General features: G+C 65.3%; 20 protein-coding genes and 3 pseudogenes. 8 read left to right on the forward strand and 15 right to left on the reverse strand.

The window, feature by feature from the left end:
• Positions 1-233 precede the first annotated feature (233 nt).
• The 4 genes from ACVMB1_RS25620 to ACVMB1_RS25635 all read right to left on the reverse strand — a co-directional run bounded on the left by ACVMB1_RS25620 (position 234) and on the right by ACVMB1_RS25635 (position 5,041).
• The gene (locus ACVMB1_RS25620; RefSeq protein WP_057016925.1) at positions 234-1,223 is read right to left on the reverse strand and encodes a DUF2778 domain-containing protein; all 990 of its coding nucleotides are present in this window, start codon (positions 1,221-1,223) and stop codon (positions 234-236) included.
• 261 nt (positions 1,224-1,484) lie between these two features.
• Positions 1,485-3,851 carry a putative bifunctional diguanylate cyclase/phosphodiesterase gene (locus ACVMB1_RS25625; RefSeq protein ID WP_141340757.1) on the reverse strand — a complete coding sequence of 789 codons (2,367 nt, stop codon included), beginning with the start codon at positions 3,849-3,851 and terminating at the stop codon, positions 1,485-1,487.
• A gap of 137 nt (positions 3,852-3,988) precedes the next feature.
• Positions 3,989-4,399: a DOPA 4,5-dioxygenase family protein gene (locus ACVMB1_RS25630; protein ID WP_092085937.1), complete on the reverse strand. Its 411-nt coding sequence runs from the start codon at positions 4,397-4,399 to the stop codon at positions 3,989-3,991.
• 21 nt (positions 4,400-4,420) lie between these two features.
• On the reverse strand, positions 4,421-5,041 hold the full coding sequence (locus ACVMB1_RS25635) for a class I SAM-dependent methyltransferase (RefSeq protein ID WP_141340756.1): 621 nt from the start codon (positions 5,039-5,041) through the stop codon (positions 4,421-4,423).
• A gap of 183 nt (positions 5,042-5,224) precedes the next feature.
• Between ACVMB1_RS25635 and ACVMB1_RS25640 the strand changes: the two genes are divergently transcribed.
• Positions 5,225-5,929, forward strand: a complete 705-nt coding sequence (locus ACVMB1_RS25640) for a hypothetical protein (protein ID WP_076826073.1) — start codon at positions 5,225-5,227, stop codon at positions 5,927-5,929.
• A gap of 21 nt (positions 5,930-5,950) precedes the next feature.
• On the opposite strand, the gene ACVMB1_RS25645 is transcribed toward ACVMB1_RS25640, so the two are convergent.
• Positions 5,951-6,604, reverse strand: a complete 654-nt coding sequence (locus ACVMB1_RS25645; protein WP_057016920.1) for a PilZ domain-containing protein — start codon at positions 6,602-6,604, stop codon at positions 5,951-5,953.
• A gap of 382 nt (positions 6,605-6,986) precedes the next feature.
• Between ACVMB1_RS25645 and ACVMB1_RS25650 the strand changes: the two genes are divergently transcribed.
• Positions 6,987-7,790, forward strand: coding sequence for an enoyl-CoA hydratase (locus ACVMB1_RS25650; RefSeq protein WP_253638801.1), 804 nt, complete (start codon positions 6,987-6,989; stop codon positions 7,788-7,790).
• A gap of 286 nt (positions 7,791-8,076) precedes the next feature.
• Here ACVMB1_RS25650 and ACVMB1_RS25655 read toward each other — a convergent pair.
• From ACVMB1_RS25655 to ACVMB1_RS25690, 8 genes and pseudogenes are all read right to left on the reverse strand, one after another.
• Positions 8,077-8,860 (reverse strand): annotated as a pseudogene (locus ACVMB1_RS25655) (SDR family NAD(P)-dependent oxidoreductase).
• Between the two features lie 85 nt (positions 8,861-8,945).
• Positions 8,946-9,868: pseudogene (locus tag ACVMB1_RS25660) on the reverse strand (DUF1932 domain-containing protein).
• 492 nt (positions 9,869-10,360) lie between these two features.
• A pseudogene (locus ACVMB1_RS25665) lies at positions 10,361-10,738 on the reverse strand (hypothetical protein); the annotation flags it as partial.
• 19 nt (positions 10,739-10,757) lie between these two features.
• Positions 10,758-11,486: a TetR/AcrR family transcriptional regulator gene (locus ACVMB1_RS25670; protein ID WP_092089644.1), complete on the reverse strand. Its 729-nt coding sequence runs from the start codon at positions 11,484-11,486 to the stop codon at positions 10,758-10,760.
• Positions 11,487-11,545: 59 nt separating this feature from the next.
• Positions 11,546-12,424 carry an SMP-30/gluconolactonase/LRE family protein gene (locus tag ACVMB1_RS25675; protein WP_456815276.1) on the reverse strand — a complete coding sequence of 293 codons (879 nt, stop codon included), beginning with the start codon at positions 12,422-12,424 and terminating at the stop codon, positions 11,546-11,548.
• Positions 12,425-12,459: 35 nt separating this feature from the next.
• Positions 12,460-13,530 (reverse strand): aldose epimerase family protein, encoded by a 1,071-nt coding sequence (locus tag ACVMB1_RS25680; RefSeq protein WP_456814842.1) that lies wholly within the window; start codon positions 13,528-13,530, stop codon positions 12,460-12,462.
• A 2-nt stretch (positions 13,531-13,532) separates the two neighbouring features.
• Entirely contained in the window at positions 13,533-14,462 is a 930-nt protein-coding gene (locus ACVMB1_RS25685; RefSeq protein WP_200844530.1) for a Gfo/Idh/MocA family protein, read from the reverse strand.
• Between the two features lie 237 nt (positions 14,463-14,699).
• Entirely contained in the window at positions 14,700-15,725 is a 1,026-nt protein-coding gene (locus ACVMB1_RS25690; RefSeq protein ID WP_076826066.1) for a histone deacetylase family protein, read from the reverse strand.
• Between the two features lie 181 nt (positions 15,726-15,906).
• On the opposite strand from ACVMB1_RS25690, the gene ACVMB1_RS25695 reads away from it, so the two are divergent.
• Complete coding sequence (locus ACVMB1_RS25695) at positions 15,907-16,518, forward strand: TetR/AcrR family transcriptional regulator (protein WP_057016914.1); 612 nt, start codon at positions 15,907-15,909, stop codon at positions 16,516-16,518.
• A 3-nt stretch (positions 16,519-16,521) separates the two neighbouring features.
• Here the strand turns inward: ACVMB1_RS25695 and ACVMB1_RS25700 are convergent, their stop codons facing one another.
• Positions 16,522-17,472, reverse strand: a complete 951-nt coding sequence (locus ACVMB1_RS25700) for a fatty acid desaturase (protein ID WP_141340750.1) — start codon at positions 17,470-17,472, stop codon at positions 16,522-16,524.
• 14 nt (positions 17,473-17,486) lie between these two features.
• Positions 17,487-18,518 carry an alpha/beta fold hydrolase gene (locus ACVMB1_RS25705; protein WP_141340768.1) on the reverse strand — a complete coding sequence of 344 codons (1,032 nt, stop codon included), beginning with the start codon at positions 18,516-18,518 and terminating at the stop codon, positions 17,487-17,489.
• 214 nt (positions 18,519-18,732) lie between these two features.
• Between ACVMB1_RS25705 and ACVMB1_RS25710 the strand changes: the two genes are divergently transcribed.
• From ACVMB1_RS25710 to ACVMB1_RS25730, 5 genes are all read left to right on the forward strand, one after another.
• A complete protein-coding gene (locus tag ACVMB1_RS25710; RefSeq protein ID WP_253638799.1) occupies positions 18,733-20,070 on the forward strand; it encodes an MFS transporter in 1,338 nt (445 codons plus the stop codon).
• A 330-nt stretch (positions 20,071-20,400) separates the two neighbouring features.
• Complete coding sequence (locus ACVMB1_RS25715) at positions 20,401-21,306, forward strand: LysR substrate-binding domain-containing protein (RefSeq protein WP_141340767.1); 906 nt, start codon at positions 20,401-20,403, stop codon at positions 21,304-21,306.
• A gap of 126 nt (positions 21,307-21,432) precedes the next feature.
• The gene (gene kdgD, locus ACVMB1_RS25720; protein ID WP_076826062.1) at positions 21,433-22,374 is read left to right on the forward strand and encodes a 5-dehydro-4-deoxyglucarate dehydratase; all 942 of its coding nucleotides are present in this window, start codon (positions 21,433-21,435) and stop codon (positions 22,372-22,374) included.
• A 43-nt stretch (positions 22,375-22,417) separates the two neighbouring features.
• Positions 22,418-23,773, forward strand: a complete 1,356-nt coding sequence (gudD, locus tag ACVMB1_RS25725; protein ID WP_141340747.1) for a glucarate dehydratase — start codon at positions 22,418-22,420, stop codon at positions 23,771-23,773.
• Positions 23,774-23,791: 18 nt separating this feature from the next.
• Positions 23,792-25,240, forward strand: coding sequence for an aldehyde dehydrogenase family protein (locus ACVMB1_RS25730; protein WP_456814843.1), 1,449 nt, complete (start codon positions 23,792-23,794; stop codon positions 25,238-25,240).
• Positions 25,241-25,407 lie beyond the last annotated feature (167 nt).

Below are 25,407 nucleotides of genomic sequence, written 5' to 3' on the forward strand. Positions count from 1 at the left end.
AATAGGCAAATATGAGGTATCGGGGTATTTATGTCCGATTTTCAGTATACATGATTGCACCGTGTCGGGAAGACAATCAAGCCGGCGCCGCCTCCAGGGAGAGCTGGCGACAACGTGGTGCAATTTTCCGAGACGATGGAAGAAGCAACCAGGCCGCGCTGGAGGCGGTCAGCGGATCGAAGATTGGACTCTGCAAGAGCCTGCGCAATTTGCCGGAGGCGCCGGCGCGCGGCCTACGAGTTCGACGCCGCGCGGGTCGAGGCCGACTGAACATCCTTGATGTTGATGACGACGGCGATGCGCTTGATCGTGCCGCTGCGGTAGGCCTGCAGGAACTTGTCGTAGTGCTTGACCGAGATGCAGCCGTTGGAGTCGCCATTCGGTCCGAGCATGTAGCTGTGGACCAAGAGGCCAACGCGCCCGAACGTGTCGCTGCCATCGACCGGGGTCATGCGCAGCGCGGGCACGCCGTGGAACAGCTTCTCGCGCGGCTTCATCTCATAGATGCCGGGCGGCGTCGCGCCGGCGTTGCGGGCATTCACATGCGCCGGGTCGTCGAGCAGATTGCCGAGGCCTGAATGCGCCTCGAACTTGGTGCCGTCGGGCATGTACACGATGCGGCCGGTGATGTCGTAGACCGCCGTGGTGCTGTCATAGCCGAGCTTGCCGAGATCGGGGCTCGGACCGGACAACAATCCGTCATTCGGATCGAGCGAGGCCAGCTGCATCTTGCCCGGCATCATGTCGGCAATCTTCTGCAAGAACGTCCGGTTGTCGCCCTGCTGCACCGGCGCCTGTGGCGGTGGCGGCTGATCGTTACGCGCAAGCAGATTGGCCTCGGCCGGCCGCGACCGCGGCATCGGCACGGTGGACGTCGTCGCTGTGGTCGTGGCGGCGACGGACGCCGTCGCCGACTGGCTGGTCGGCAGTTCGGTCTGCGTGTCGCGCAGCTGGCCGGACAGCGCGTCCTCGATCTGGCCGAACTCGGAATTGAAATCGCCGCGGCTCGAACGGAACCCGCGGCGCAGTGGATAATAGAGTGAGGCCGAATTGATCGTGGAGCGAGAGCCGAAGCGATCGTCGAAGTTCAGCGAGGCGGTGGTGTTGGCGAGCGCCGGACCGTGAAGCCATGCGGTGGGGTCGATGCCGACCATCCAGGCGGCAAGGCCAGACGACAGGGCAAGCGCGCTCACGGCAAACGCCGTGCTGCCCACCAGAGACATGCCGCGGCTCGACTTGCGCCGGGCAGGTTTCGTCGTTCGTTGACCCATCAATCCCCAAGTTCGGTGCTCTGGGGCCTGTTACCCGGCCCACCGGGATTCACCGATCACTCATCATATCAGGGAATTAGAGTAAGGCATAATCGAGACAAAGCGCACAACGAGAGGTTTTTTAAACGTTTTTCGGATGGAAAGCGCCAGAGAATCAGCCTTGGGCGGGCTGAATTGACCGAAAATGTCCCGATTCGGGACGATTTCGGCGGCTCAGGCGATCTTTTCTTCCCAGAGAGTGAGCACCGGGACCGGCTTCCCGATGGCGTAACCCTGGGCGTAATCGACCCCGATCTGGCGCAGCTCGTCCAGGATCGCGAGGTTCTCGACAAATTCCGCGACCACCTGCTTCTGCATGATCTTCGCGGTCTTGGTGATCATCTCGACCATCGCCCGATCGACCTTGCTGTTCAGGATCTCCTTCACGAACGAACCGTCGATCTTGATGATGTCGACCGGCAGGTGCTTCAGATAGGCGATCGAGGACATGCCGGTGCCGAAATCGTCGAGCGAGAAGCTGCAGCCGATCTCGCGCAGCCGCGCGATGAACTTCTGCGCCTCGTCGAGGTTCGAGATTGCGCTGGTTTCGGTGATCTCGAAACACACCGATGCCGGCGAAACGTCAAGCTGCGCGAACAGCCCGGCGACGAAGTCGACGAAGTCGCTGTCGCCGATGGTGGCGCCGGACAGGTTGATGGCGTAGCTCGCAATCTTGCGCGGCTGGTGCTTGCGCTCGGCGATGATCTCGAAGGCGCGGCGAACCACCCAGCGGTCGATCAGCGGCATCAGCCCGTAGCGTTCGGCGGCGGGCAGGAAACTGCCGGGCGGCACCAGCGCGCCGCTCTCGTCGCGCAGGCGCAGCAAGAGCTCGCGCCGGTCGTTGCCCTTCAGCACGCCGTTCACCGGGCGGATCTCCTGCTCGTAGAGGCAGAAGCGCCCCTCATCCAGTCCCTTGCGAATGCGATTGACCCAGCTCATCTCGGCAACGCGCACGGCCATGCCGGTGTCGGACGGGCGGTGCTCCTGGACGCGATTGCGTCCCTTGTCCTTGGCAAGGAAACAGGCAACGTCGGCAAGCCGCAACGCGTCCTGCACGCCGGCGCTGTCGGCCAGCCCGACCAGGCCGATGCTCGCGCTGATCCGGAAGCTCGATCCCTCATAAATGAAGTTCGACTGCTCGATCACCGCCCTGACCCGCTCCGCAACGTCGGCAGCGACGTCGTGCGTCGCGGAGCCGTCGTCACGCAGGAGAATGCCGAACTCGTCGCCGCCAAGACGCGCGACGAGGCCGCTGCTGCCGACTTCGGTCGCCAGCAGCCTCGCCACCTGCTTCAGCAACCGGTCGCCCGCCATGTGGCCGCAGGTGTCGTTGACGATCTTGAACTGATCAAGATCGATCAGCATCAGGTCGGCGCCGACGGCCGGCGAGCCCGACATCGCTTTGTGCAGTTCGAACTCGAACTGCCGGCGGTTGGCAAGGCCGGTGAGCGCGTCATGCGAGGCAGCCCGCGCCAATTCCTCGACCAGCCGCCGCTCGGCGGTCATGTCGTGAATGATCATGACGCGGCCGGCCGGTTCTCCGGCATGCACGATCGGGGTCTCGACCACCGAGACCGGCACGCTGGAGTGGTCCGGCCGCACCAGGAGCTGCGGCCGGCTTTCGTCGTCGGCGTCGAACGATCCGCGCACCGGCTGTTCGGCAATGTTGAACAGCGACGACAGCGGCCGTCCCGTCACCTCCTGCCCTGCCGCGATGAGCCGCTGCGCGGCGGCGTTCATGTAGTCGACCCGATCGTCCTGCGTCGTCACGATGACGGCATCGCCGATCGACGCCAGCGTGAGCTGGGCGCGCTCCTTCTCGACCGCGAGCGCGGTCTCGGCAAGCCAGCGCCGCCACAGCATCCGCCGCGTATGGACCAGCACGATGCCGGCAAGGCAGGCCGCGATCACGAGGTTGACCAGCAGCAGCAGCGCGGAGACCTGACGCGACGCCTTGCCCAGATGATCGGAGAAATCGACGGCGAGCGTGCTCAGCGCCGCATCAACCGTACCGATCCGTTCGGCCCAATGCCTGATGGTCGCAGCCGACGGATCGTGCAGCGCGACGTCGCTCGCCGCCTCGTTCCGGATTTCAATCAGCTGATCGAGCAGCGCATCCGAATTGCGCCATGCCGTCACCGCGCCGGCCACGTGGTGCATCGTGCGGAAATATTTGAACAGCCAGATCAGGCCGCCGATGTCGTCATCGTGATTACCTGCCCTGGCGAAGCCGGCCCTCGCCACCGCGTCATTGTCGCCCGGCGCTTCCAGCGCGCGCCGCGCCGTGCGATCGGCCAGCGGCACCGCGATCGCGGCATCGAACTTCTGCAGATAAAGCGGCGCACCGGTGCTGACATAGGTCTGCAGGTAGTGGATGGCGTCCTTCTGCCCCTTCGACCACATGCTTTCGCCGGCCACATAGGCCCTGACCGCGGACATCACCTGCAGGCTGCCCGCCGACAGGCCGCCCAGCAACAGCACGATGGCCAGCAGCGGTCCCACCACCCGCCACAACGACCAGCTTCGAAACGAAAAGAACATGCCCAATGCGCCCCGACCCTGAAATTTATCGGGTAGCCTAGGAATGGTGACTTAACCTCACGTTGCAAAACGCGATGAGTTTGAAACGACTTGGCTGCAGCACAATTGCGTCAAACTTTACGCAACAGCCGCGACGCTCAGGGACGCAGTGTCGGCGACGTGTTCGGCGTCGGCGCCTGCTCCATCTCCGCCTCTTCGGGCAGCTTGTCGGCGTGGACGGCGAGCGGCGTGCCGATCCAGAGCGGATCGTCGTGGTGGTCGCGGCGCGGATTGGTGGTGTTGGGATGGACCAGGATGCTCAGGCTGCCGTGGTTCAGCATCAGCCACGGCACCAGGGTCGGGAACAACTCGGCCGCAAACGCCACCTGATACATCGCCTGATCGTGCGGGCCGACCTTGACGTCGTGCCAGCGTCCGAGCGTGACCAGAAAGCGCTCGCCGATCCAGTTGCGCAGCCGCTCCGCCTCGTCCCGGCTGGCCGCGGGGTCGTAATAGACATGAGCGTGATAGCTCGCGATCTCGCCGATCGTCCGTGGCGCGTCCGTCATCTCAGCTCTCCTTCTGGCCGGTCACTTGCGCCGCAACACACTGAACTGGAACGATTGCGTCGCGCCCCAGGGCGTGACGTGCCGGTGCGCCTCATCCGCGATCAACTCGAATGCCGGACCAATGGTCCTGCCGAGCGTCGCGGGGTCATAGCGCTGCACCGGCAGGCCGCTGCACTTCTCCGGGCCATCCAGCGCGAAGGTGCCGATCACGGCGTGCCCGCCTGCTTTGACGCCGCGATGCAGCCGGTCGAGATAAGCTGCGCGGTCTGGTTCCTCGACCAGGAAGTGAAACGCCGCGCGATCGTGCCAGATGTCGAAGGTCTGCTGCGGCTGCCAGACCGTTGCGTCACCTACGATCCAGTGCACCTCGTCACCTGCTGCGCCGATCCGCTCCCGCGCGTTCGCCAGTGCCGTTTCAGAGAGATCGAGCAAGGTCACATCATGAAAGCCGCTCGCCAGCAGCGCATCGACAAGTCGCGAAGCTCCGCTGCCGACGTCGACGATCGAGGCGTCGCGGCCGGGCGCAACCGATTCGATCAGGCGCAGCGATGGCTGCGGATCGGCCTGCGACCAGCTCACCTGCTGCTCTCCCTTGGTCAGATAGACGGTCTGCCAATGCGATTGCCGATCAGAAGCGGTCATGGCGATAGGTCCCGAAAGCGGCAACAACCTGCGTTGCGCCATTAACCATCAGCTAGGCGCGGCGGTCTCTCGCGTCAACCGGCAGCGGCGGGCACGCACGGCGGCGTAGCAGCAAATGCCGCATTTGCTTCGCCGCATTTTCCAACTAACCTGATAGCCGGGTTGAGATCAGGGCGTCCGGGGATGGCCAATTTCGGCTGGACACGCGGCAACAAGCCTGCACAAGCGGAGGACGCCGCCAGCGACTTGCGCGGCCTTACCGATCCATTGGCGTTTGTCGCCGCGCTCGACAAGGTGGTCCCGCGCTATCTCGATCTCGCCGACAATGGCGTGCTGGTCTATCCGGCCTGCAAACGCAAGTCCGGCGATCTGCTCGGCGACATCAGTGCGATCTGGGAGCACACGCGGCTTGAAGCGATGCGCTATGTCCCGATGGTGCCGCGGCAGGACATCTCGCTGCTGGTCGATCCGGCCCGCCAGGCGGAGATGATCGATGCTTTCCTGCGCCAGCGCGCGCACGACAAGACCGTCGTCGATTTCACCGGCACCGCGATCGAAGACTACGGGATTGCGATCTACGCTGGCCTGAACTGGCTGAACCATTGCGGCGCGCTCGTGGGCGCCGATCCGCAAAAATTTTCCGGCACGTTGCGGAGCTTCCGCAGGGTCATGGTGGTCGCCCAACAGTGGTGGGCGATCGACGGCGCGGCCGAGCGTTGCCGGCAACTGCTGGAAGCGCGCGAACGGCCACCGCTGGTGTTCTTCCTGATGTGGGCCGAATGCACCAATTTGGCGCGGGAGATCGCGATCGCGGCGGCCGGTCCAAATGCAACCGAGCACACTATCTCGCGGATGCGCGCGGCCGAAGACCCGGAACAGCTGACCTAGGGAGCCGGCGGATCCCGGCCGTCAGGCGACAGGGTCCCCGTCGGCCGACGCTTGCTGCAATTCCTTGGATTTGCGCGAGATCAGGCGGGCCAGCTCGCTCTGCTTGTAGGTCTCGACGAACTTGATGGCGAAGCCGTTCGGCAGATGCCGGACCACCCGCCCGACGCAGGCGCCGATCGCAAGCGGCATGCCGACCGGCGGCTGCGCCTCGGAGGAGACCGCCGCGCCGGACAGCGACATGTCGATGATGAAGCAGCTCTGCATGGTGCCGTCCGCCAGCGTCAACATGGCATGCGGCGCGACGGGAACGAAACGCGGGTTGTTGCGCGCCTCGCGGATGCTCGGATCCTTTTGCTTCTTCTCGATCCAGGTCAGCTTGTCGGCGAACTTCTCACGCATGGCATGCGTCATCTCGAGCTCGAGCAGGAAGCTGCCGCTCATCGTGTCGGTGATGCAGCCCTCGAATTTGCCGAACTCCTCGAAATACGAAGTCAGCCGGTCGCCGACCTTGCCGACGACGGGCACGTCCACGATCATCCGGAACGGCGAGACGCGCGTCGTGCGGCAGGCGAAGGTGCGCAATTTGCCCTGGGCATCGTACCAGTTCGGCAACGTGTAGCTGCCATTGACGGTGATCTTGACCGCGCGTTGCTTGAGAAACTTTTCGACGGACACGACTGAACCTCGCCCGAGGCGATGTGAGTGCACGGAGGTCGGGATTGACCGGCTTCACTGCCGGTCCGGTGGTGGGGAAGTCCGCTACCGACGCGATGGTAGCGGGCAGCTGCGGCACGCATCCCAGCGCGTGGCGGAATGGTCCTGGCGCGCAGGTGCGTACAGCCATACCGTCGAAAAACTAGGAAAAAGTTAAACCGGGACGGAGCGTCGGCGCACTCCATGGCGCAACCGTTTCGCGGCGGTTTATTTTGCGAACCGTACAACTGCCGGGAGAGTTGCCGCCCGGCAATGCAATCGCGCCGTGCTCCAAACCGCCTGCCCCGGCTGTCGGCCGGGTGCTAGCCTTCGCTCGATCGGTCCGGACCCTCATAGGCTCAACATGTCAAACAAATCGCTTGCCGACGGCAAGATCCTGCAGGACGTCGTCGACGGTGTCGGCGTCATCACCTTCAACAATCCCGACAAGCGCAATGCGATGTCGCTGGAGATGTGGGAGGGGCTCGGCGAGGCGCTGACGGCGTTGCGCGACGATCCGGCTGTCCGCGTCGTGATCCTGGTCGGCGCCGGCGACAAGGCGTTCGTATCGGGCGCCGATATCAGCCAGTTCGAGAAGACAAGGCACAACGCCGAGGCCTCCGAGGAATATTCACGGCGCAGCGCCGCCCAGCGCACCCTGCTCGCCGACTATCCGAAGCCGACCATCGCCTGCATCCGCGGCTTCTGCCTCGGCGGCGGCATGCAGGTCGCGATGCTGACCGATATCCGTATCTCCGGCGCCAGCGGCCAGTTCGGCATTCCCGCGGCCAAGCTCGGCATCGCCTATGGCTATGACGGGCTGCGCCATCTGGTGTCGCTGGTCGGCCCGTCCTGGGCGCGGCTGATCATGTATACGGGCATGCGGATCGATTCCGCCGAGGCGCTGCGGATCGGCCTCGTCGATCGCGTGCTGCCGGACGCCGAGCTCTGGGACGCGACCATGGAGATCGCGCGCACCATTTCGGGCAACGCGCCGCTGGCGATCAAAGCCGCCAAGATCACCATCGCGCAGGTGCTGAAGGATCCCGCCGACCGCGACATGGCGGCGATCAAGCAGGTCGGCATCGAATGCATGGACAGCGCGGATTTCCGCGAAGGCCGCAATGCTTTCATGGAGAAGCGCAAGCCGCAGTTCAAGGGCCGGTAGCGGCGCCCTCATCCTCACCGGTCATCGCCCGGTTCAACCGGGCGAACCAGTACGCCGCGGCCCATCGGCTCAAGCACGACCGCCTCTGGAATACTGGATCGCTCGCATGCGCATGCGCTGCGCGGCTGATGACACCGGATGGCGATTGCACGATTTCTGAATAATCGAATAGTGCCGCTGATTTGCCCGACGTGTCAAGTCGCCTGGTCGAACGCCGGCCGCCGGCGGCTCCTTTGCATGGGGTTGTTTTCGATATTTTGGCAGTGTGCTCGCGGTTGAACCTGCCCTACTTCTTCTCGCTGACCGGGACCGTGTAGTTCAAGATCAACCGCCCGCCGTCGGGATAGATGGTCTGGCCGGTGATGTAGGAGGCATCGTCGCTGGCAAGGAATGCCACGACGGCAGCGACCTCGCTCGGCTCGCCGCAGCGGCCGGCCGGCGTGCGCGACAGCACGCTGCGCCGCGCATCCTCGGACGAGAAGATCGCCGTCGCCACCATCTCGGTCAGGATCGTGCGCGGGTCCGACCGCCACGACGCGAATGCCGTGCGGCGCCAGCGCCACGGCGGCGACCGAGGTGAGCTGCTTCATCGCGCCCTTGGACATCGCATAGGTCGCGAGCGAGGGGATCGCGAGCAGCGCGTTGACCGAGGACATGTTGACGACGACGCCGCCACCGCCCTGCGCGATCATCTGGCGCGCCGCAGCCTGGACGCCGAAGAACGCGCCCTTGAGGTTGATGCCCATCACGTCGTCGAATTCGGCCTCGCTGATGTCGAGGAAGTCGCGGTTGCGCGCGACGCCGGCATTGTTGACCATGACGTCAAGCCGGCCGAACTCCTTCACCGCGGTCGCGACAATGCGATCGACATCGGCGCGCTTGCTGACGTCGGCCTCGACCGCCCGCAACTGATCGATATGTCCGAGTTCCTGGGCGGTGTGGACCAGCCCTGCAGCGTCGACATCCGAGATGACGACCCTGGCGCCGTCGGACAGGAAGCGCGCCGCGCAGGCCTTGCCGATGCCGCGTGCCGCACCCGTGATGGCGACGACCTTGCCGGAATTCTTCATGGGAGTGCCTCCAGAACAAACTGTTCATGGAGCAATAGCGCATTGCGCGTCGGCAGGGAACGCGGCGGATTCTCCGGGCGAGACCTTACGACTTGATGCGCGCGAGAATCCGGTCGGCCTCGGTACGCCAGTCGGCGCTGCGGGCGAAGTCCGGCGTTCCCTTGGCTCCGAACACGCCCTCATCGGCAAGATCGGCGATCCAGCCCTGCCGCTCGGCGTGCCGGAGGCAGACCACGGCGTCAGCCCGGCCTCGCGCACGGTCTCCGCCACCTCGCGCACCTCCTCGGCGCGCCGCCGGCCGTGCTCGATCACCCGCTGAAAGAAATAGGCGCCCTGCTTCTCCCAGTCGATCGACGGAAAGGTCTCCTTGAGCGAGGCGAGCACCGCATCCTCGACGCCATAGGCGCGCGCGGTGGTGAAGCTCTCGATCACCATGGCCTCCAGCCCCTTGATCATCATGCTGCGACACATCTTGACTGCCGAGGAGACGCCAAGCTCGTCGCTTGCGACCTTCGCCGCAAAACCGAGCGCGACCAGCAGCGGCGCCAGCTCCCGCGCGCCTTGGCCGCCGAGCAGCAGCGGCACCCTGATCCGGTACGGCGGCAGCGAAGTCATCACCGCGCCTTCGACATAGCGGCCACCGGCGCCGTCGATGTGCGCCGCCGCGCGCTGCTTGGCGCCGGGCGAGGCCGAGTTGAAATCGAGAAACCAGACCCCGCTCCGGATCCCGGGCGCGCAGGCCGCGGCCACCGGCACCGCCTGGCTCGCCGTCACCGCCGAGATGATGAAATCGGCCCGCGCCGCAAGAACGGCATGGGATTACGCGAGCTCGACGCCGATCTCCGCCGCGTGTGCGCGCAGCGCCGCGCCCTGTTCGCGGTCAAGCTTGATGTCGTAGGCCGAAACCCTCACGCCCTGCTGGCGCAGATCCTCGGCAAGGATGCGACCGACCTCGCCATAGCCGAGCATGCCGATTTGCCATTGCCGCGGATCGCCGGAGATTGTCATCAGTTCAGGTCCCGTGTCGTGTCGTCGAACAGCTCGTCGACCGTGACGCGCCGGCGGATCAACGCCTGCTGGACGCAATAGTCGATCATCAATTCGAGCGGCTTGCGGTTCGCCGCAACGCCGAACGGCAGCAGGTCCGGCATGCCCGGGCGGGCCGGCCGCTGCCTTGCCGCGCTTGAGCAGCTCGTACAGGCTCCGCACCACGTCCGGCCGCGACGCCGCAAGCCGCGATGTCACCACCACCAGATGATTGACCGGCACCACGCCGTGCCGCTGATACCACAGGGACGCCTCTCGGGCTGGATCGGCGAACAGCGGCTTGAGCTCCGGATCGCTGGAGGTCTCGCCCAGCACGGCGTCGACCTCGCCGTCCCCCAGCATCTGGACGATTGTCTTGCCTTTCGGCGCGCGCTCGGTGCTGTCGACATATTCCGCAACATGTGGATCCTCGAACGTGACCCAGTTGATCCTGTCGAGGTTCACGCCATGGTCATTGGCAAGGATGCCGCGCATCCATGCCCCGGTCGTGGTCGTGAACGAGCGGATGCCGACCCGCTTGCCTTCGAGATCGGCCGGCTCAAGCGTACCGAGGTCGGCGCGATAGAGCGCATGGCCGTGCTGGAAGCGGCCGACCATCGCCGCCGGCAGCAGCACCAACGGCTTGCCGTGCGCCCTTGCCATCAGATAGGTCACGATCGCCATCTCGCAGACGTCGAAGGCCTGCTCGCGCACCATCGGCTTGAACGCGGCGTTGGTCGGCGTGAATTCGGTGAACTCGAGATCGAACAGGTCGGAGCGAAGCTCACCGTTCTTCACCGCCCGGATGTGCGGATGATTGCCGAGCACGGCGCGCAGCCGAAGTTTCTCCATCGCGACAAGCTCCGGACGTTCAGGTCACCACTCGGCCCGGATTCGCGCCCGGGATCTTGCGGGGCGCCCCTTCGTCGAGCGGCGCGGCCTGCAACGCGGCAACGGTGGCGCGCACCAGTTCCTCGATGGCGTGGCCGGCATCGGAGCCGTCGGCGCTGCCGCGCGACAGGCGCGAGACGCGCTCCGGCGTCACCAGCGTGTAGTAGAGCGCGCCGAGCAGGAAGTGGCTGCGCCAGACCAGATCGGTACGCGGAATATGCGGCAGGCTTTCATGAATCGCGTCGATGAAGGCATGACTGGTGTCGTCGAAGGTCTGCGCGATGATCTTGCGCACGACCTCATTGCCCTCGGCCGACATGATCGCGCGCAATCGCGTGAACCGCGTTCCGCCGCCGGCAAGATCGCTGCCGGACGTAAAGGCCGGCAACACATAGGCGCGCACGATCGCCTCCAGCCGGTCCTGCAGATCGCGCACCCGCCGCGCCGCCGCCAACAGCTCGGAGCGCCGGCGGTTCATCGGGCCGCAATGGCGCCGATAGATTTCCAGCAGCAGGCCGTCCTTGGTCCTGAAATGATAGGTCACGCTGCCCGGATTGGCGCCGGCGGCGTGCGCGATGTCGCGTACCGAGACGGCGTTGAAGCCGTAGGTCGAGAACAATTCCTCGGCCGCGGCGAGGATCGCCTCGCGCATGTTCGGCTTGCGGGCGCTGGCCGCCTTCACGTCGGACCTGGCAGGTTTGCGGACCATATTTGTACTATCGTCCAAATAATCCGGTCGCGTCAACAACGCCGCGCGGCACCCATCCGTCAGGATAGTTTGACGTGAGGCTCGGCCCGACCGCGCGCGGCGGCCTCGAGCAGGAACGTCCTGCCATGCTCGGGATCGGCCGCACGCTGCGCCTCATCCATGTCCTGCCAGGCCGAGGTGATCAGCACGCGCGAGAAGTCGCGGCCGACGAATGCCGGGCAACTCGATTGCCTCGCTGGTACGCGCAGCGAACGCAGATGCCGGCCGGCGGGATCGTAAACGTCGACGCGACCGCCACCCCAGCGCGCGTTCCAGATCAGGCCGTCGGCATCGACGATCGCGCCGTCGAGGCCGCCGCTGCCTTGATGCCTGATCAATTCGATGGGTTCACCGGTCGGCAGTCCTGTTGATGGATCGAGCGGCACGCGATGCAGCACGTTGGTTGCGGTATCGGCGAAATAGCCGATGTCGCCCGCGGGCGAAAAGCAGATCGCATTCGGGATGGTGATCCCGGGATAGAGTCGCACGATGCGGCCCCGGTGCAGCGCATAGATCGCGCCGGCACCCTGCTCGGCATGGCGCCCCATGGTGCCGAGCCAGAACGTGCCCGACGGATGCACACGCGCGTCGTTGGAGCGCGTCAGCGGATTGTCGGCCTCCAGCGCAGCGAACAGCTCCAGGCGGCCGTCTGCAACGTGCCGTACATAAAGTCCATCTTCGGCAAGGATCAGCTGCCGCTCGCCGTCGATCCGCGCCAATGCACTCGCCATTTTCGGCAATTCGTGGATGACGGTGCGGCCACCTGCAAATCGATGCTCGAACAGGCGGCGCTCGCGGATATCGAACCACCAGGCGGTGTCGGTCGCCGCATCATAGGTCGGGCCTTCGCCGAGATGGCAACGCTCCGCCGACAGCACCGATGTCGGTACCTCTTCCATCAGCGGCTCGGCGGCACGGTCGGTCATGGCGTCACTCACGCGGTTGAGAAGCGGTAGACGATGCTGCGCCGATAGAGCTGTCCTGGATCGAGCCGCGCCGACGGGAAGTCGGGCCGGTTCGGCGTATCCGGCCAGGCGTGCGGCTCGAGACAGAGCGCGTCGGATTGCCGGTACACACGATCGCCCTTGCCGGCGGTCGAGCCGTCGAGGAAATTGCCGGAATAGAACTGCAGTCCCGGCTGATCGGTGAACAGCTCCATCACGCGGCCGCCGTGCGGCGCCTCGAGGCGCGCAGCAAGGTAAAGGCCCGCCCCCTTGGCCAGACAGAAATTGTGGTCATAGCCGCGCCCGAGCCGCAGCTGCTCGTCATTCATCCTGATCCGCGCGCCGATGGCTGTAGGCTTGCGGAAATCGAACGGCGTGCCGTCGACCGGCCGCGGCGGTTCGTGGAGCGGGATCGCCGTGGCATCCACCGCGAGGAAATGGTCGGAGACGATCGTCAGCCGGTGATCGAGGATCTGCATGCCCGAGCGCGCGCCCTCGAGATTGAAGAAGCTGTGATTGGTGAGATTGAGGCATGTCGGCCGGTCGGTCGTCGCCTCGTAGGTGACCGAGAGCTCCATCGGACTGCGCACGCGATAGGTCACGCGCGCCGCGAGATTGCCCGGATAGCCCTCCTCGCCATGCGGGCTCTCGCGCTCCAGCACCAGCGTCGGCGCCGGATCATCCGATAGTTCGACGATCCGCCACAGCTTGCGATCAAAGCCCTGCACCCCGCCGTGCAGCGCGTTGGGACCGTTGTTGGCGTCGAGCTGCACGGTCTCGCCATCGAGCACGAAACGCGCGCCGGCGATCCGGTTGGCATAGCGCCCGATCGTCGCGCCGAAGAATTTGCGCTGTGCGAGATAGCCGTCGAGTTCATCGTGGCCAAGCACGATGTCGTCGCAATGCCCGTCACGATCCGGCGCAAGCAGCGCCTGCAGCGTGGCGCCGAACGGAAGGATGGCGGCCTCAAAACCGTGTTCGCCGCGCAAGATCACGCGCTCGACCACGGTGCCGTCGTGCAATTTGCCGAAGGGAGCGCGACCGATGCTGGCTGATGTCATTGTCAGTCCTCGAACGCCTCGACGAGGCGCCGTCGTCCGAACATGAAGCTATCGGCGACAAGCTGCAAGGGCGCGAGGTCGACATCGGATTTTCCTTCCGAGGTCAGCGCGACGAAACGGCGGTACAGCGCGGGATATTCCTCATCTGGCGCATCGACCACCAGCCTGCCGCCATCGCGCAGCTGCCTTCCACCTTTCGACAGCGTCACAGGCCCGGCCTCGGTTTCGCACAGGATGTCCCAGCTCGGCGATCCGGTCTGGCGGAAATCGAATTCGGCGTGGATTGGCAAGCCGCTCGCGTCGGAGAGTTCGATCTCTGCCGCAATCGGCGCCTCCCGATTGGACGGAAAGTCCAACGCCGCACTCCTGACAAAGACCGCACGCGGCAGGATCTCGGTCAGGATCGACAGCGCGTTGATGCCGGGATCGAACACGCCGAAGCCACCCGCCTCGAAGATCCAGGCCTGACCCGGATGCCAGACGCGCACGTCTTCCTTCCAGATGATGGTGACCTTGTTGATGGTGCGTCTCGCGAGCAATTGCCGCGCAGGACCGACCGCGCCCGCATAGCGTGAATGCCATGTGGCAAACAATGTCCGACCCGCCTCCTGCGCGGCCGCGATCAGCGGCTTGAGTTCGCTTAACGTCGTGCCCGGCGGCTTCTCCAGCAGCACGTGCTTGCCCGAGGCGAGCGCGGCGGCGGCCTGCGCGTGGCGCATCTGCGGTGGCGTACACAGCGCGACCGCGTCGATCTCCGGCCCGTCGCGCAACAACTCCTGCAAATCACGGAAATGCGGCAGGCCGGGCGGGGTCTTGACGGGATCGGCCACCGCAACGAGAGCCACGCCTGACGTCTTCGCGATCGCAGGCACGTGCTGCCGGCACGCGATCTCGCCATAGCCGACGATGGCGATGCGAAGCAGGTCACTCATGGCCGTCCTCGCGTTGCTGTCCACCTGGCCGGCTGAAGTCGCCAGGCAGAATCATAAGCCAGCGCCGAATACCAACGGCATGATGTGATTTTGGTTGCGGACACGCAAGTCCGCGACGTTCTGTTGCGCGCCTCGCGGCCGGGGTATCGGCTTTGACCAATCAAGGCCGATGCTCCGGATTCCGGCCTTGACGGGCTTTCTTCGCGCGGACCGGTCGCCACCTCGCCCGAAGCCGCGCTAGCGCGCGGCCTCAAACCCGCCGAGCACTGCCGTCAGATTGGCGCCGAGGATGTCGGAGAGATAGCCGCCCTCCTGCACCAGCACCGTCGGCAGTCCGAATCGGGCCAGTCCCTCGCCGATACGGCGGAAGCCGTCGGTGGTGACGGCGAGACCGGCGAGCGGGTCCTTCTCGGAGGCGTCGAGACCGAGCGCGACCACGAGCGCGGTCGGGGCGAAGGAGCGGATCGCCTTCTCCGCCACCGCGAGCGCCTTCATGTAGTCGTCGTCACCGGTGCCCTTGGCGAGGGGAATGTTGAGATTGGTGCCGAGGCCACCTGCGGCGCCGCGCTCATGCGCATAGCCCCAGACGAAGGGGTAGAAGAACGACGGATCGGCGTGGATCGAGACGGTGAAGACATCCGGCCGCTCGTAGAAGATGCCCTGCGTGCCGTTGCCGTGATGCACGTCGACGTCGAGGATCGCGACGCGCTCATGCTTCTGGCGCAGATGCTCGGCCGCGATCGCACTGTTGTTGAGGAAGCAGAAGCCGCCGGCGAGGTCGCGATAGGCGTGGTGACCGGGCGGGCGGCACAGCGCGTAGACGGCGTCCTCGCCGTCGAGCACCATCTGCGCGGCGGTGACCGCCACGTCGCTCGCGGCGCAGGCACCGGCCCAGGTGCCGGGACCGATCGGAGCCGCGGTATCCATCGTGTGCCAGCCGAGCTTGCCGACGATATGAGCAGGGTACGTGCCGGCATTGCGCACCGGGTGGATGTTCGCGATCATCTCCGGTCCGGCATTGCCGAGCGCCGACCATTCGTCCCAGGCGTCCGCGAGAAAGCTCAGATATTCCGGACTGTGCACGCGCGCGCGTGGCCCCTGCCCGAACCTGGTCGGCTCGATCAGCGTGTGCTTGCCAGCCTTCAGGCCCGCCAGCAGGCGGTCGGCGCGTTCGGGCTGTTCGGTGGTACGCTGGACCACACCGCGGACAAGGAAGAATTGCGGATCATGGCTGCGGTGCAGATCACTGTAGACGGCCTTCACGGGGACACTCCTGTTGGATCGGCGGCTGAGCTGGACAGAGCGAGGGCAATGTGCCGCACGCAAGCTCTGGCCTGCGCGTTGTACACTATCAGCGACGGCGACGATCTGAAACCGAGCGCGATTTCATGCTATGCCCGCATGCAGCGCAATGATTGAAAGACGCAGGACGCGAAGTCCGGCCATGGCCAGCGGCAAGACGCAGACAGAGGAAGCGGCAACGGGGCGGCGCGGGCGGCCGCGTTCCGCCGCGACCACGGCCGCGATCCTGGAAGGCGCCTATCAACTGATGGCGACGACCGGCCTCGCCGCGACCACCATCGACGCGATCGCCAGGCATTCCAACGTCTCGAAGATGACGATCTACAAATGGTGGCCGTCGCGCGAAGCCTTGCTGATCGATGCCTTCCTCGACCAGGCCTCGCGGGCCGTGCCGCTGCCCGAAACCGGCAGTCCGGTGGCCCGCATCCGCCGCCACGTTGCAACCTATGTCGAGGCGTTGCAGGGCGAGTTCGGCCGCGTGCAGCTTGCCGTGATCTCGGAATGCATCTCGAAGACCAGCACGGCAGAACTGTTCTACGAGCGTTACCTCGGCCTGCGCCGCAGCAAGATGCTGGAGATCATCGCCGCCGGCCAGAAGGACGGCAGCATCGGCGCGCCGGGCGTCCCCGGCGATATCTATGACGCCATCTATGGCAGCCTGTTCTACCGCTACGTCTTCGGCATCAAGCCGCTGACGCCGGCCTACGCCCGCAATCTCGTCAATCTGGTGCTGCGGCCGCGCACGGACGCTTGACTATCAAGCAGAGCGTTGGCGCTGACGGCGGAACCAGACCCAGGTCTCGCGCGTGACGGCCCGGTAACTGCTGCCGCGATACACGATGTGGCCATCGACGATAGCGTTCAGCTTCGGCAGCGCATGGAACGGCACCGTGGGATAGGCGTGGTGCTCGACATGGTAAGGCATGTTCCAGGCGAACCATTTCATGATCCTGCTGGTCATCGTTGTGCGCGTGTTCTCGAACGCGCTCCGCGTCCGCTCGCAGCCGGTGTGCTCGGCATAGAGATAGGGGCGCAGGATGAGCTGACCGGCCAGGAGCGGCACGATCCACACCCAGAGCAGGATCGCACTGTGCAGCGCGAACGAGGCCGCGAGCAACAGCAGATAGCCCGCGAGATAGAGCCGCGCCTCCAGCACGATCGGGGCGCGCTTGTGCTCCGGAATCCACGGCACGACCACCTTTCCGGTGAGTGCATGCCAAAACATCAGGCGGATGCGAACCAACACCTGCAGCAGTCCCGAATAGGCGATCGCGAGCTGGGTGTCCGACGCGGGCTTGGGGCCGACGATCAGCTCCGGGTCTTTCTCCGGATCCTGCGTGTAGCGATGATGGTCCCAGTGGAACAGGCAGTAATACTGGTAGGGCAGTCCGATCATGAAGGCGGACAGATTGCCTACGACAAGATTGAGCGCTGGACTGCGGAACGCCGTCTTGTGCGCGGTCTCATGCACCACCATGAACAGGAATGCGACGAAGTAGCCCTGCACGGCAATCAGCGGCAGCGCCCATGGCAGACCGTAGCGCGATGAGACCAGGGAGATCAGCGCGCCGACGATGACGATCATCCCGTAATGGCTTGCCGCGCGCACCGCGCCGGCAAGGTTCGACTTGGTCGACAAATCGCGCAAGGTCAGCGGGCTGAGCGGCTTCAGGCGGGGTCCGGCGTCACTGGTCTCTGCGGTGCTCATGGTCGTCTCACCTGTCAGCGTTGCAGCAGCGCCGAGATTTCGGCGTTGATGAAGGCGCGGTCTTCGGCGTTGTTGGCGGGATTGCCGGCCCGGTGCCCGTGGATCGACGGAATCGCATGCAGCGCGGCCGAGCGCGCGTTGACCAGGCGGCCGAGTTCAGCCTCGTTGTCGCGCGGGTCGAAATAGCGATCGGTACGCCCCGGCATCAGCAGGACATGCGCCTTGATCGCGGCCAGCGCCCGGTCGAAGTCGCCGCCGAATTGATCGCAACGGCTGATATCGCCGGCCTGCCAGATCGCGATCTGCGCCATCAGATCATTCGCATCGCGCCGCGCGAAGGCACCGTCCCAGGATCCCGCGAGGTAGTCTTCCAGCGAGTTGAAGCCGGCCGCGCGCCAGACTTCCTCGCGATAGAACTCATGCGACATCGCCCAGCCGGCGTAGACGCGCCCCATCGCACGAAGGCCCGCCGCGGGCTTGCTGACGAAGCGGCCGTCCCGGTAGGCCGGGTCGGCGGTCAGCGCGGCCTTCACACCTTCGAGGAACACATGATTATACGGCGAGCACCGCGCGCTGCCGCAGACCACGGCCGCGCGCTCGACCATGTCGGGATACCGCGCGGCCCAGTGATAGGCCTGCATGCCGCCCATCGACCAGCCATAGACCAGCGCGAGCCTGGTCACGCCGAACCGCTCGACCAGCAGCCGCCGCTGGATCGCGACCGCGTCATGATAGGTGAAGGCAGGAAACGGCGCGCCGCCGAGCACCTCGACCGAATTCGACGGCGAGGAAGACAGGCCATTGCCGAACAGATTCGCGATGACGATGAAGTAGCGCTCGGGATCGAGCGCGCCGCCCGGCTGCACCAGCCATTCGATGTCGGAGTGCTGTGCGGCGAACGACGTCGGATAGAGGATGACGTTGTCCCGCGCCGCATTCAGCGTGCCATAGGTCTTGTAGGCGAGCCTCAGTTGCGGAAACACGGCGCCGCCCTGCAGCGTCACATCGCCTGCCTCGAACACCTCATAGTCGCGCGGCGTGGTCATCAGCATTCGACCTCGAGCAGCCGGGCGCAACGCTGCGCCCTTAATAACTGTACTATTGGTACACTAAATGCGAAACCCTGGCAATAGCGGCGAAGGTGGAATGACACCGGGCCGATCCATTCAAAATCGGTATGGATCAATACCCGTTTCGGCTTGGACCCATTGTCGTCATCTCTCTAGGACAGACCCCGAGGAAATTTTCGAGGAGGCGCTAATGAGCGCAATTGTGTCCGCCGCAGACACGCGGCGATCCCGCGTCCGGCTCTTGACCGTGACGATGTTGTTTCTCGTCACCACCGTGAACTATGCCGATCGCGCCACGCTCTCGATCGCCGGCCCCGCCCTTTCCAAGGAACTGCATCTCGATCCCGTCGCGATGGGCTACGTGTTCTCGGCGTTCGGCTGGTCCTATGTGGTCGCCCAGGTGCCGTGCGGCTGGCTGCTCGACCGCTTCGGCTCCAAATGGGTCTATGCGCTCAGCATCATCGTCTGGTCGATCTTCACCGCGATGCAGGGCCTGGTCGGATTCCTGTCCGCGGGCGCGGCCGTGGTCCTGTTGTTCGCCCTGCGCTTCCTGGTCGGCATCGCCGAGGCGCCGTCATTCCCGGCCAATGCCCGCATCGTCGCCTCCTGGTTCCCCGGCAATGAACGCGGTACCGCCTCGGCCTTCTTCAATTCGGGGCAGTATTTCGCCACCGTGATCTTCGCGCCGCTGATGGGCTGGATCGCCCATGAGTATGGCTGGCGCCATGTGTTCTACGTGATGGGTGCGCTCGGCATCGTCATGGGCATTGCCTGGATCAAGACCATCTACGAGCCGAAGGAGCACCCCGCGATCAACGAGGCCGAGTTCGACTACATCAAGCAGGGCGGCGCGCTGGTCGACATGGACGCGGCGAAGGCCGGCAAGACCCAGGACAGCGGCCCCAGCTGGGACCACATCCGCCAATTGCTCGCCAACCGCATGATGCTCGGCGTCTATATCGGCCAATACTGCATCAACACCCTGACCTATTTCTTCCTGACCTGGTTCCCGGTCTATCTGGTGAAGGAGCGCGGGCTCTCGATCCTGCAGGCCGGCTTCGTCGCGACCTTGCCGGCGCTGTGCGGCTTCATCGGCGGCGTGCTCGGCGGCGTGATCTCGGACTATATCCTGCGCCGCACCGGCTCGCTGACCATGGCGCGCAAGATCCCGATCGTCGGCGGCATGCTGCTGTCGATGTCGATCATCGCCTGCAACTATGTCGACGGCCAGGCACTGGTGGTCGGCTTCATGGCGCTCGCCTTCTTCGGCAAGGGCATCGGCGCGCTCGGCTGGGCGGTCGTCTCCGACACCTCGCCGAAGGAAGCCGGCGGCGTCTCCGGCGGCTTGTTCAACACCTTCGGTAACCTGTCCTCGATCACGACGCCGATCGTCATCGGCTACATTCTGGCCGCCACCGGCTCGTTCAACGGCGCGCTGGTGTTCGTCGGTGCCAACGCGCTGGTCGCGGCGATCGCCTATCTGTTCATCGTCGGCGAGATCAAGCGGGTGCAGCTCAAGGCGGCGTGAGCGCGCTTCACCTCTCCCCGCCTTCCGCGGGGAGAGGTCGAAATTCGCACAGCGAATTTCGGTGAGGGGCGAAGCAACACGTCTCCGCAGAGACAGTCCTTCCGACTCGTTCGGATCGCGCGTGCACATCGAGGCGGCCGTTGCGCAGAGAGAGCCCCTCACCCCAACCCTCTCCCCGTAAGAACGGGGAGAGGGAGCAGAAAACCAAACGGCGGCTTCGGCCGCCGTCTTTGTCTGCTTTTTTGTCTGCTTTTTTGTCTTCTTGGCCAGTGGGAGGCATCGATGCTAGAACGTACAAATCCCCGCGCGATCAATTCCGGGCTTGCATCGATGTTCGACCTGAGCCAGCTCCGCTGCTTTGTCACGGTGGCCGAAGAATTGCACTTCGGCCGCGCCGCGACGCGGCTCAACATGACGCAGCCGCCGCTGAGCCGGCAGATCCAGGTGCTCGAGCACATCATCGACGCGCCGCTGCTGGAACGCACCAGCCGCTCGGTGCGGCTGACGCCGGCGGGACGCAGCTTCCTGCCCGAGGCGCGGCGCATCCTCAAGCTCGCGGAATCCGCCTCGCAGGTTGCCCGCCGCATCGCGCTCGGCAAGACCGGCTCGCTCAAGATCGGCTTCACCGCCGCGGCCGCCTACGGCTTCCTGCCCGACCTGATCGCGGCCTGCCGCTCGCGCCTGCCCGAGGTCGATTTTTCGCTGAAGGAGATGGTCTCCGGCGATCAGTTCGAGGCGCTCACCACCGGGCAGATCGACGCCGGCCTGCTGCGTCCGCCGATCGCGCGGCCGGAATTCGCCAGCCGGCGCGTCGTGGCCGAGCCGCTGCTCGCCGCGATCCCGAAGAAGCATCCGCTGGCCGCGGCCGAGACCGTGAGCATTAAGGATTTCGACGACCAGCCCTTCGTGATGTATTCGCCCTACGAGGCGCGCTACTTCCACGATCTCTTGGTGTCGATGTTCACGCGCGCCGACGTGCTGCCGCGCTATGTGCAGCATCTCAGCCAGATCCATTCGATCCTCGCTATGGTGCGCGCCGGGCTTGGCGTAGCGATCGTGCCGGAAGCGGCCGCCAGCCTGAAGATCGCGGACGTCAAGTTGAAGCCGCTGAAGCTGCGATCGCCCGTGCCGGTCGAGCTGTTCATGGTATGGCGGCGCGATCACGAGAACCAGTTGCTGCCGTCGCTGATCGAGATCGCGACCGAAATCGCAGCGCCGCATCTGCGCGGCGATTGATGCAGAGTTAGCATCGCTCGATACCGCGTTTGGCTTGGACGCGCATCGAACCATTCCCTAGAAATTCCGCCATGGACGCGCGCTGCTCGCGCATCCCGTTCCCAGAAACATTCAAGGAGTGGCGCCATGAGCAAGATGACCCCTCAGGAGATGGCCGCTAGAATCGGTGGCGGCCTCCTGTCCTTCCCCGTGACCCCGTTCAACGCGGACTATTCGTTCGACGAGGCGACCTATCGCGCCAACATGGACTGGCTGTGCGGCTATGACGTCGCCGGCTTGTTCGCCGCCGGCGGCACCGGCGAGTTCTTCTCGCTGACGCCGAGTGAAGTTCCCCACGTCGTGAAGATCGCGGTCGACGAGACCAAGGGCCGCGTTCCCGTGCTGGCCGGCACCGGCTACGGCACCGCGATCGCGCGCGAGATCGCGGTTGGCGCCGAGAAGGCCGGCGCCGACGGCCTGCTGCTGCTGCCGCCCTATCTCACGCATGCCGAGCAGGACGGCCTCGCTGCCCATGTCGAGGCGGTGTGCGCATCGGTTAAGATCGGCGTCATCGTCTACAACCGCGACAATGCGATCCTGCAGCCTGATACGCTGGCGCGCCTCTGCGAGCGCTGCCCGAACCTCGTCGGCTACAAGGACGGCATCGGCGATATCGAGCTGATGACCCGTGTCTACACCCGGCTCGGCGACCGCCTGACTTATATCGGCGGCCTGCCGACCGCGGAGACCTTTGCCCTGCCCTATCTCGACATGGGCGTGACCACCTATTCGTCGGCGGTGTTCAATTTCGTGCCCGAATTCGGCACCGGTTTCTACGCCGCGGTGCGCCGGCGCGATCATCAGACCATCCATGCAGGCCTGAAGGATTTCATCCTGCCGCTGATCGCGATACGCAACCGCAGGAAGGGTTATGCGGTGTCGATTATCAAGGCCGGCATGAAGGTGATCGGCCGCTACTCCGGCCCGGTGCGGCCGCCGCTGACCGATCTTAACGAGCAGGAGATCGGCGAGCTCGCGGCGCTGGTCGCCAAGCTGCCGCAGGCCGCCGCGCAGCAGGCGGCAGAATAAGCCGAACGGCCAGGAAAACTGCAAAGGACGAAGGGAGGGGCAGATGATCCAGGACACGATCCGCACCGGCTTTGCCGGCGCACCTGTTGTCACGGCGATGGAGGTGATCCCGGTCGCCGGCCGCGACGGCATGCTCCTCAATCTGAGCGGCGCGCATGCGCCGTTCTTCACCCGCAACCTCGTTATCCTCACCGACAACTCCGGCCACACCGGCGTCGGCGAGGTGCCGGGCGGCGAGAAGATCAAGAAGACGCTCGAGGACGCAAGCGACCTCGTCGTCGGCCAGACCATCGGCGCCTGCAACAACATCCTAGCCTCGATGCGCCAGGCCTTCGCCGATCGCGACGCCGGCGGCCGTGGCAAGCAGACCTTCGACCTCCGCGTCACCATCCATGCGGTCACCGCAGTGGAATCCGCGCTGCTCGACCTGCTCGGCCAGCATCTCAATCTCCCGGTCGCGGCGCTGCTTGGCGAAGGCCAGCAGCGCGCCAGCGTCGAGACGCTCGGCTATCTCTTCTTCGTCGGCGACCGCAGGAAGACCAACCTGCCTTACGTCGAGGGCGAGACCGGCAAGCCCGACTGGTTCGATCTGCGCCATCAGGTTGCAATGACGCCGGATGCCATCGTGCGCCTCGCCGAAGCGACGCAGGCGCATTACGGCTTTGCCGATTTCAAGCTCAAGGGTGGCGTGCTCAGGGGCGAAGAGGAGATCGAGGCCGTCACCGCAATTGCAAAACGCTTCCCGAAGGCGCGCGTCACGCTCGACCCGAACGGCGCCTGGTCGCTCGACGAGGCGATCCGGCTGTGCAGCAACATGCATGGCGTGCTCGCCTATGCCGAGGATCCCTGCGGCGCCGAGGCCGGCTTCTCCGGTCGTGAGATCATGGCCGAGTTCCGCCGCGCCACCGGGCTGCCGACCGCGACCAACATGATCGCGACCGACTGGCGCCAGCTCGCGCACGCACTGCGGCTCGGCGCAGTCGACATTCCGCTCGCCGATCCGCATTTCTGGACCATGCAAGGCTCGGTGCGGGTGGCACAGACCTGCCGCGACAACGGCCTGACCTGGGGCTCGCACTCCAACAACCATTTCGATATTTCGCTGGCGATGTTCACCCATGTCGGAGCCGCCGCGCCCGGCAAGGTGACCGCGATCGACACCCACTGGATCTGGCAGGACGGCCAGGCGTTGACGCGCCAGCCGCTGCAGATCAAGGGCGGCAAGATCGCTATTCCGGATCGGCCGGGCCTTGGCATCGAGCTCGATCGCGGTGCCATCGAGGCCGCGAACGCGCTATACAAGCAGCATGGTCTCGGCGCCCGCGACGACGCGCTGGCCATGCAGTTCCTGATCCAGGGGTGGACCTTCGACGACAAGCGTCCCTGCCTCGTGCGCTAAACAAGGAAGGTTGGAAACATGACCGCTCACCAGAAGAACTTCATCGCCGGCGAATGGGTCGACGGAACAGGCATCACGCGGGACATCAACCCCTCCAACACCGGCGATGTCGTCGGCGAATACGCCAAGGCCGACAAGGCGCAGACCGAAAAGGCGATCGCCGCGGCGAAGGCCGCCTTCCCGGCCTGGGCGCGCTCGACGCCGCAGGAGCGCTTCGATGCGCTGACCAGGATCTCGGTCGAAATCCTCGTCCGCAAGGAAGAGCTCGGCCGCCTGCTCGCCCGCGAGGAGGGCAAGACGCTGCCGGAAGGCATCGGCGAGGTGGCGCGCGCCGGGCAGATCTTTGCGTTCTTTGCCGGCGAAGCGCTGCGGCTAATGGGCGAGAAGGGCGCATCGGTGCGCCCCGGCCTCGACGTCGAGATCACCCGCGAGCCGGTCGGCGTTGTCGGCATGATCACGCCGTGGAATTTCCCGATCGCGATCCCGGCGTGGAAGATCGCGCCGGCGCTGTGTTACGGCAACGCCGTGGTGTTCAAGCCGGCCGAGCTGGTGCCGGGCTCCGCCCATGCGCTGTCCGAGATCATTGCGCGTTCCGGCATTCCGGCGGGGGTCTTCAATCTCGTGGTCGGCTCGGGCTCGGTGGTCGGCCAGACCCTGCTCGATCATCCCGATGTCGCCGCGATCTCCTTCACCGGCTCGGTGCAGACCGGCCGCAAGATCGCTCAGGCCTGCGTGCTCTCCAACCCCATGAAGAAGTTCCAGCTCGAGATGGGCGGCAAGAACCCGCTGGTCGTGCTCGACGACGCCGACGTGAAGGTCGCGGTCGAGGTCGCCGTCAACGGCGCCTATTACTCGACCGGCCAGCGCTGCACGGCGTCCTCGCGCCTGATCGTCACCGCGGGAATTCACGACCGCTTCGTCGCCGCGATGACCGAGCGCATGAAGGGACTTTCGGTGGACGACGCGCTGAAGAGCGGCGTACATGTCGGCCCGGTCGTCGACCAGAGCCAGCTCGACCAGGACCTGCGCTACATCAAGATCGGTCAGGATGAAGGCGCCCGCCTGCACTGGGGCGGCGAATTGTTGAACCGCGAGACGCCCGGCTTCTATCTGCAGCCGGCGCTGTTCACCGAGGCGACCAACCAGATGCGGATCGCCCGCGAGGAGATCTTTGGTCCGGTCGCCTGCGTGATCCGCGCCAAGGATTATGAAGAGGCGCTGGCGATCTCCAACGACACCGAGTTCGGCCTTGCCTCGGGCATCTGCACGTCAAGCCTGAAATACGCCTCGCACTACAAGCGCAACAGCGAGGCCGGCATGGTGATGGTCAACCTGCCGACCGCCGGCGTCGACTACCACGTCCCGTTCGGCGGCCGCAAAGGCTCAAGCTACGGCGCACGCGAACAGGGTGCCTATGCCCGCGAGTTCTACACCACGGTGAAGACGGCTTACACGTTCCCGGGCTGAAGCAGTTGAAACAGAGTGCAGCCGCGTAAGACGCTGCACCCCCTCTCCCGCTTGCGGGGGAGAATTGGGGTGGGGGCTCTCCCCGCGAGTCATGCTGTGGAGAGACCCCCACCCGGATCGCATCATTCGATGCGATCCGACCTCCCCCGCAAGCGGGAGAGGTGAAG

Source organism: Bradyrhizobium sp. USDA 4504 (assembly GCF_054063995.1).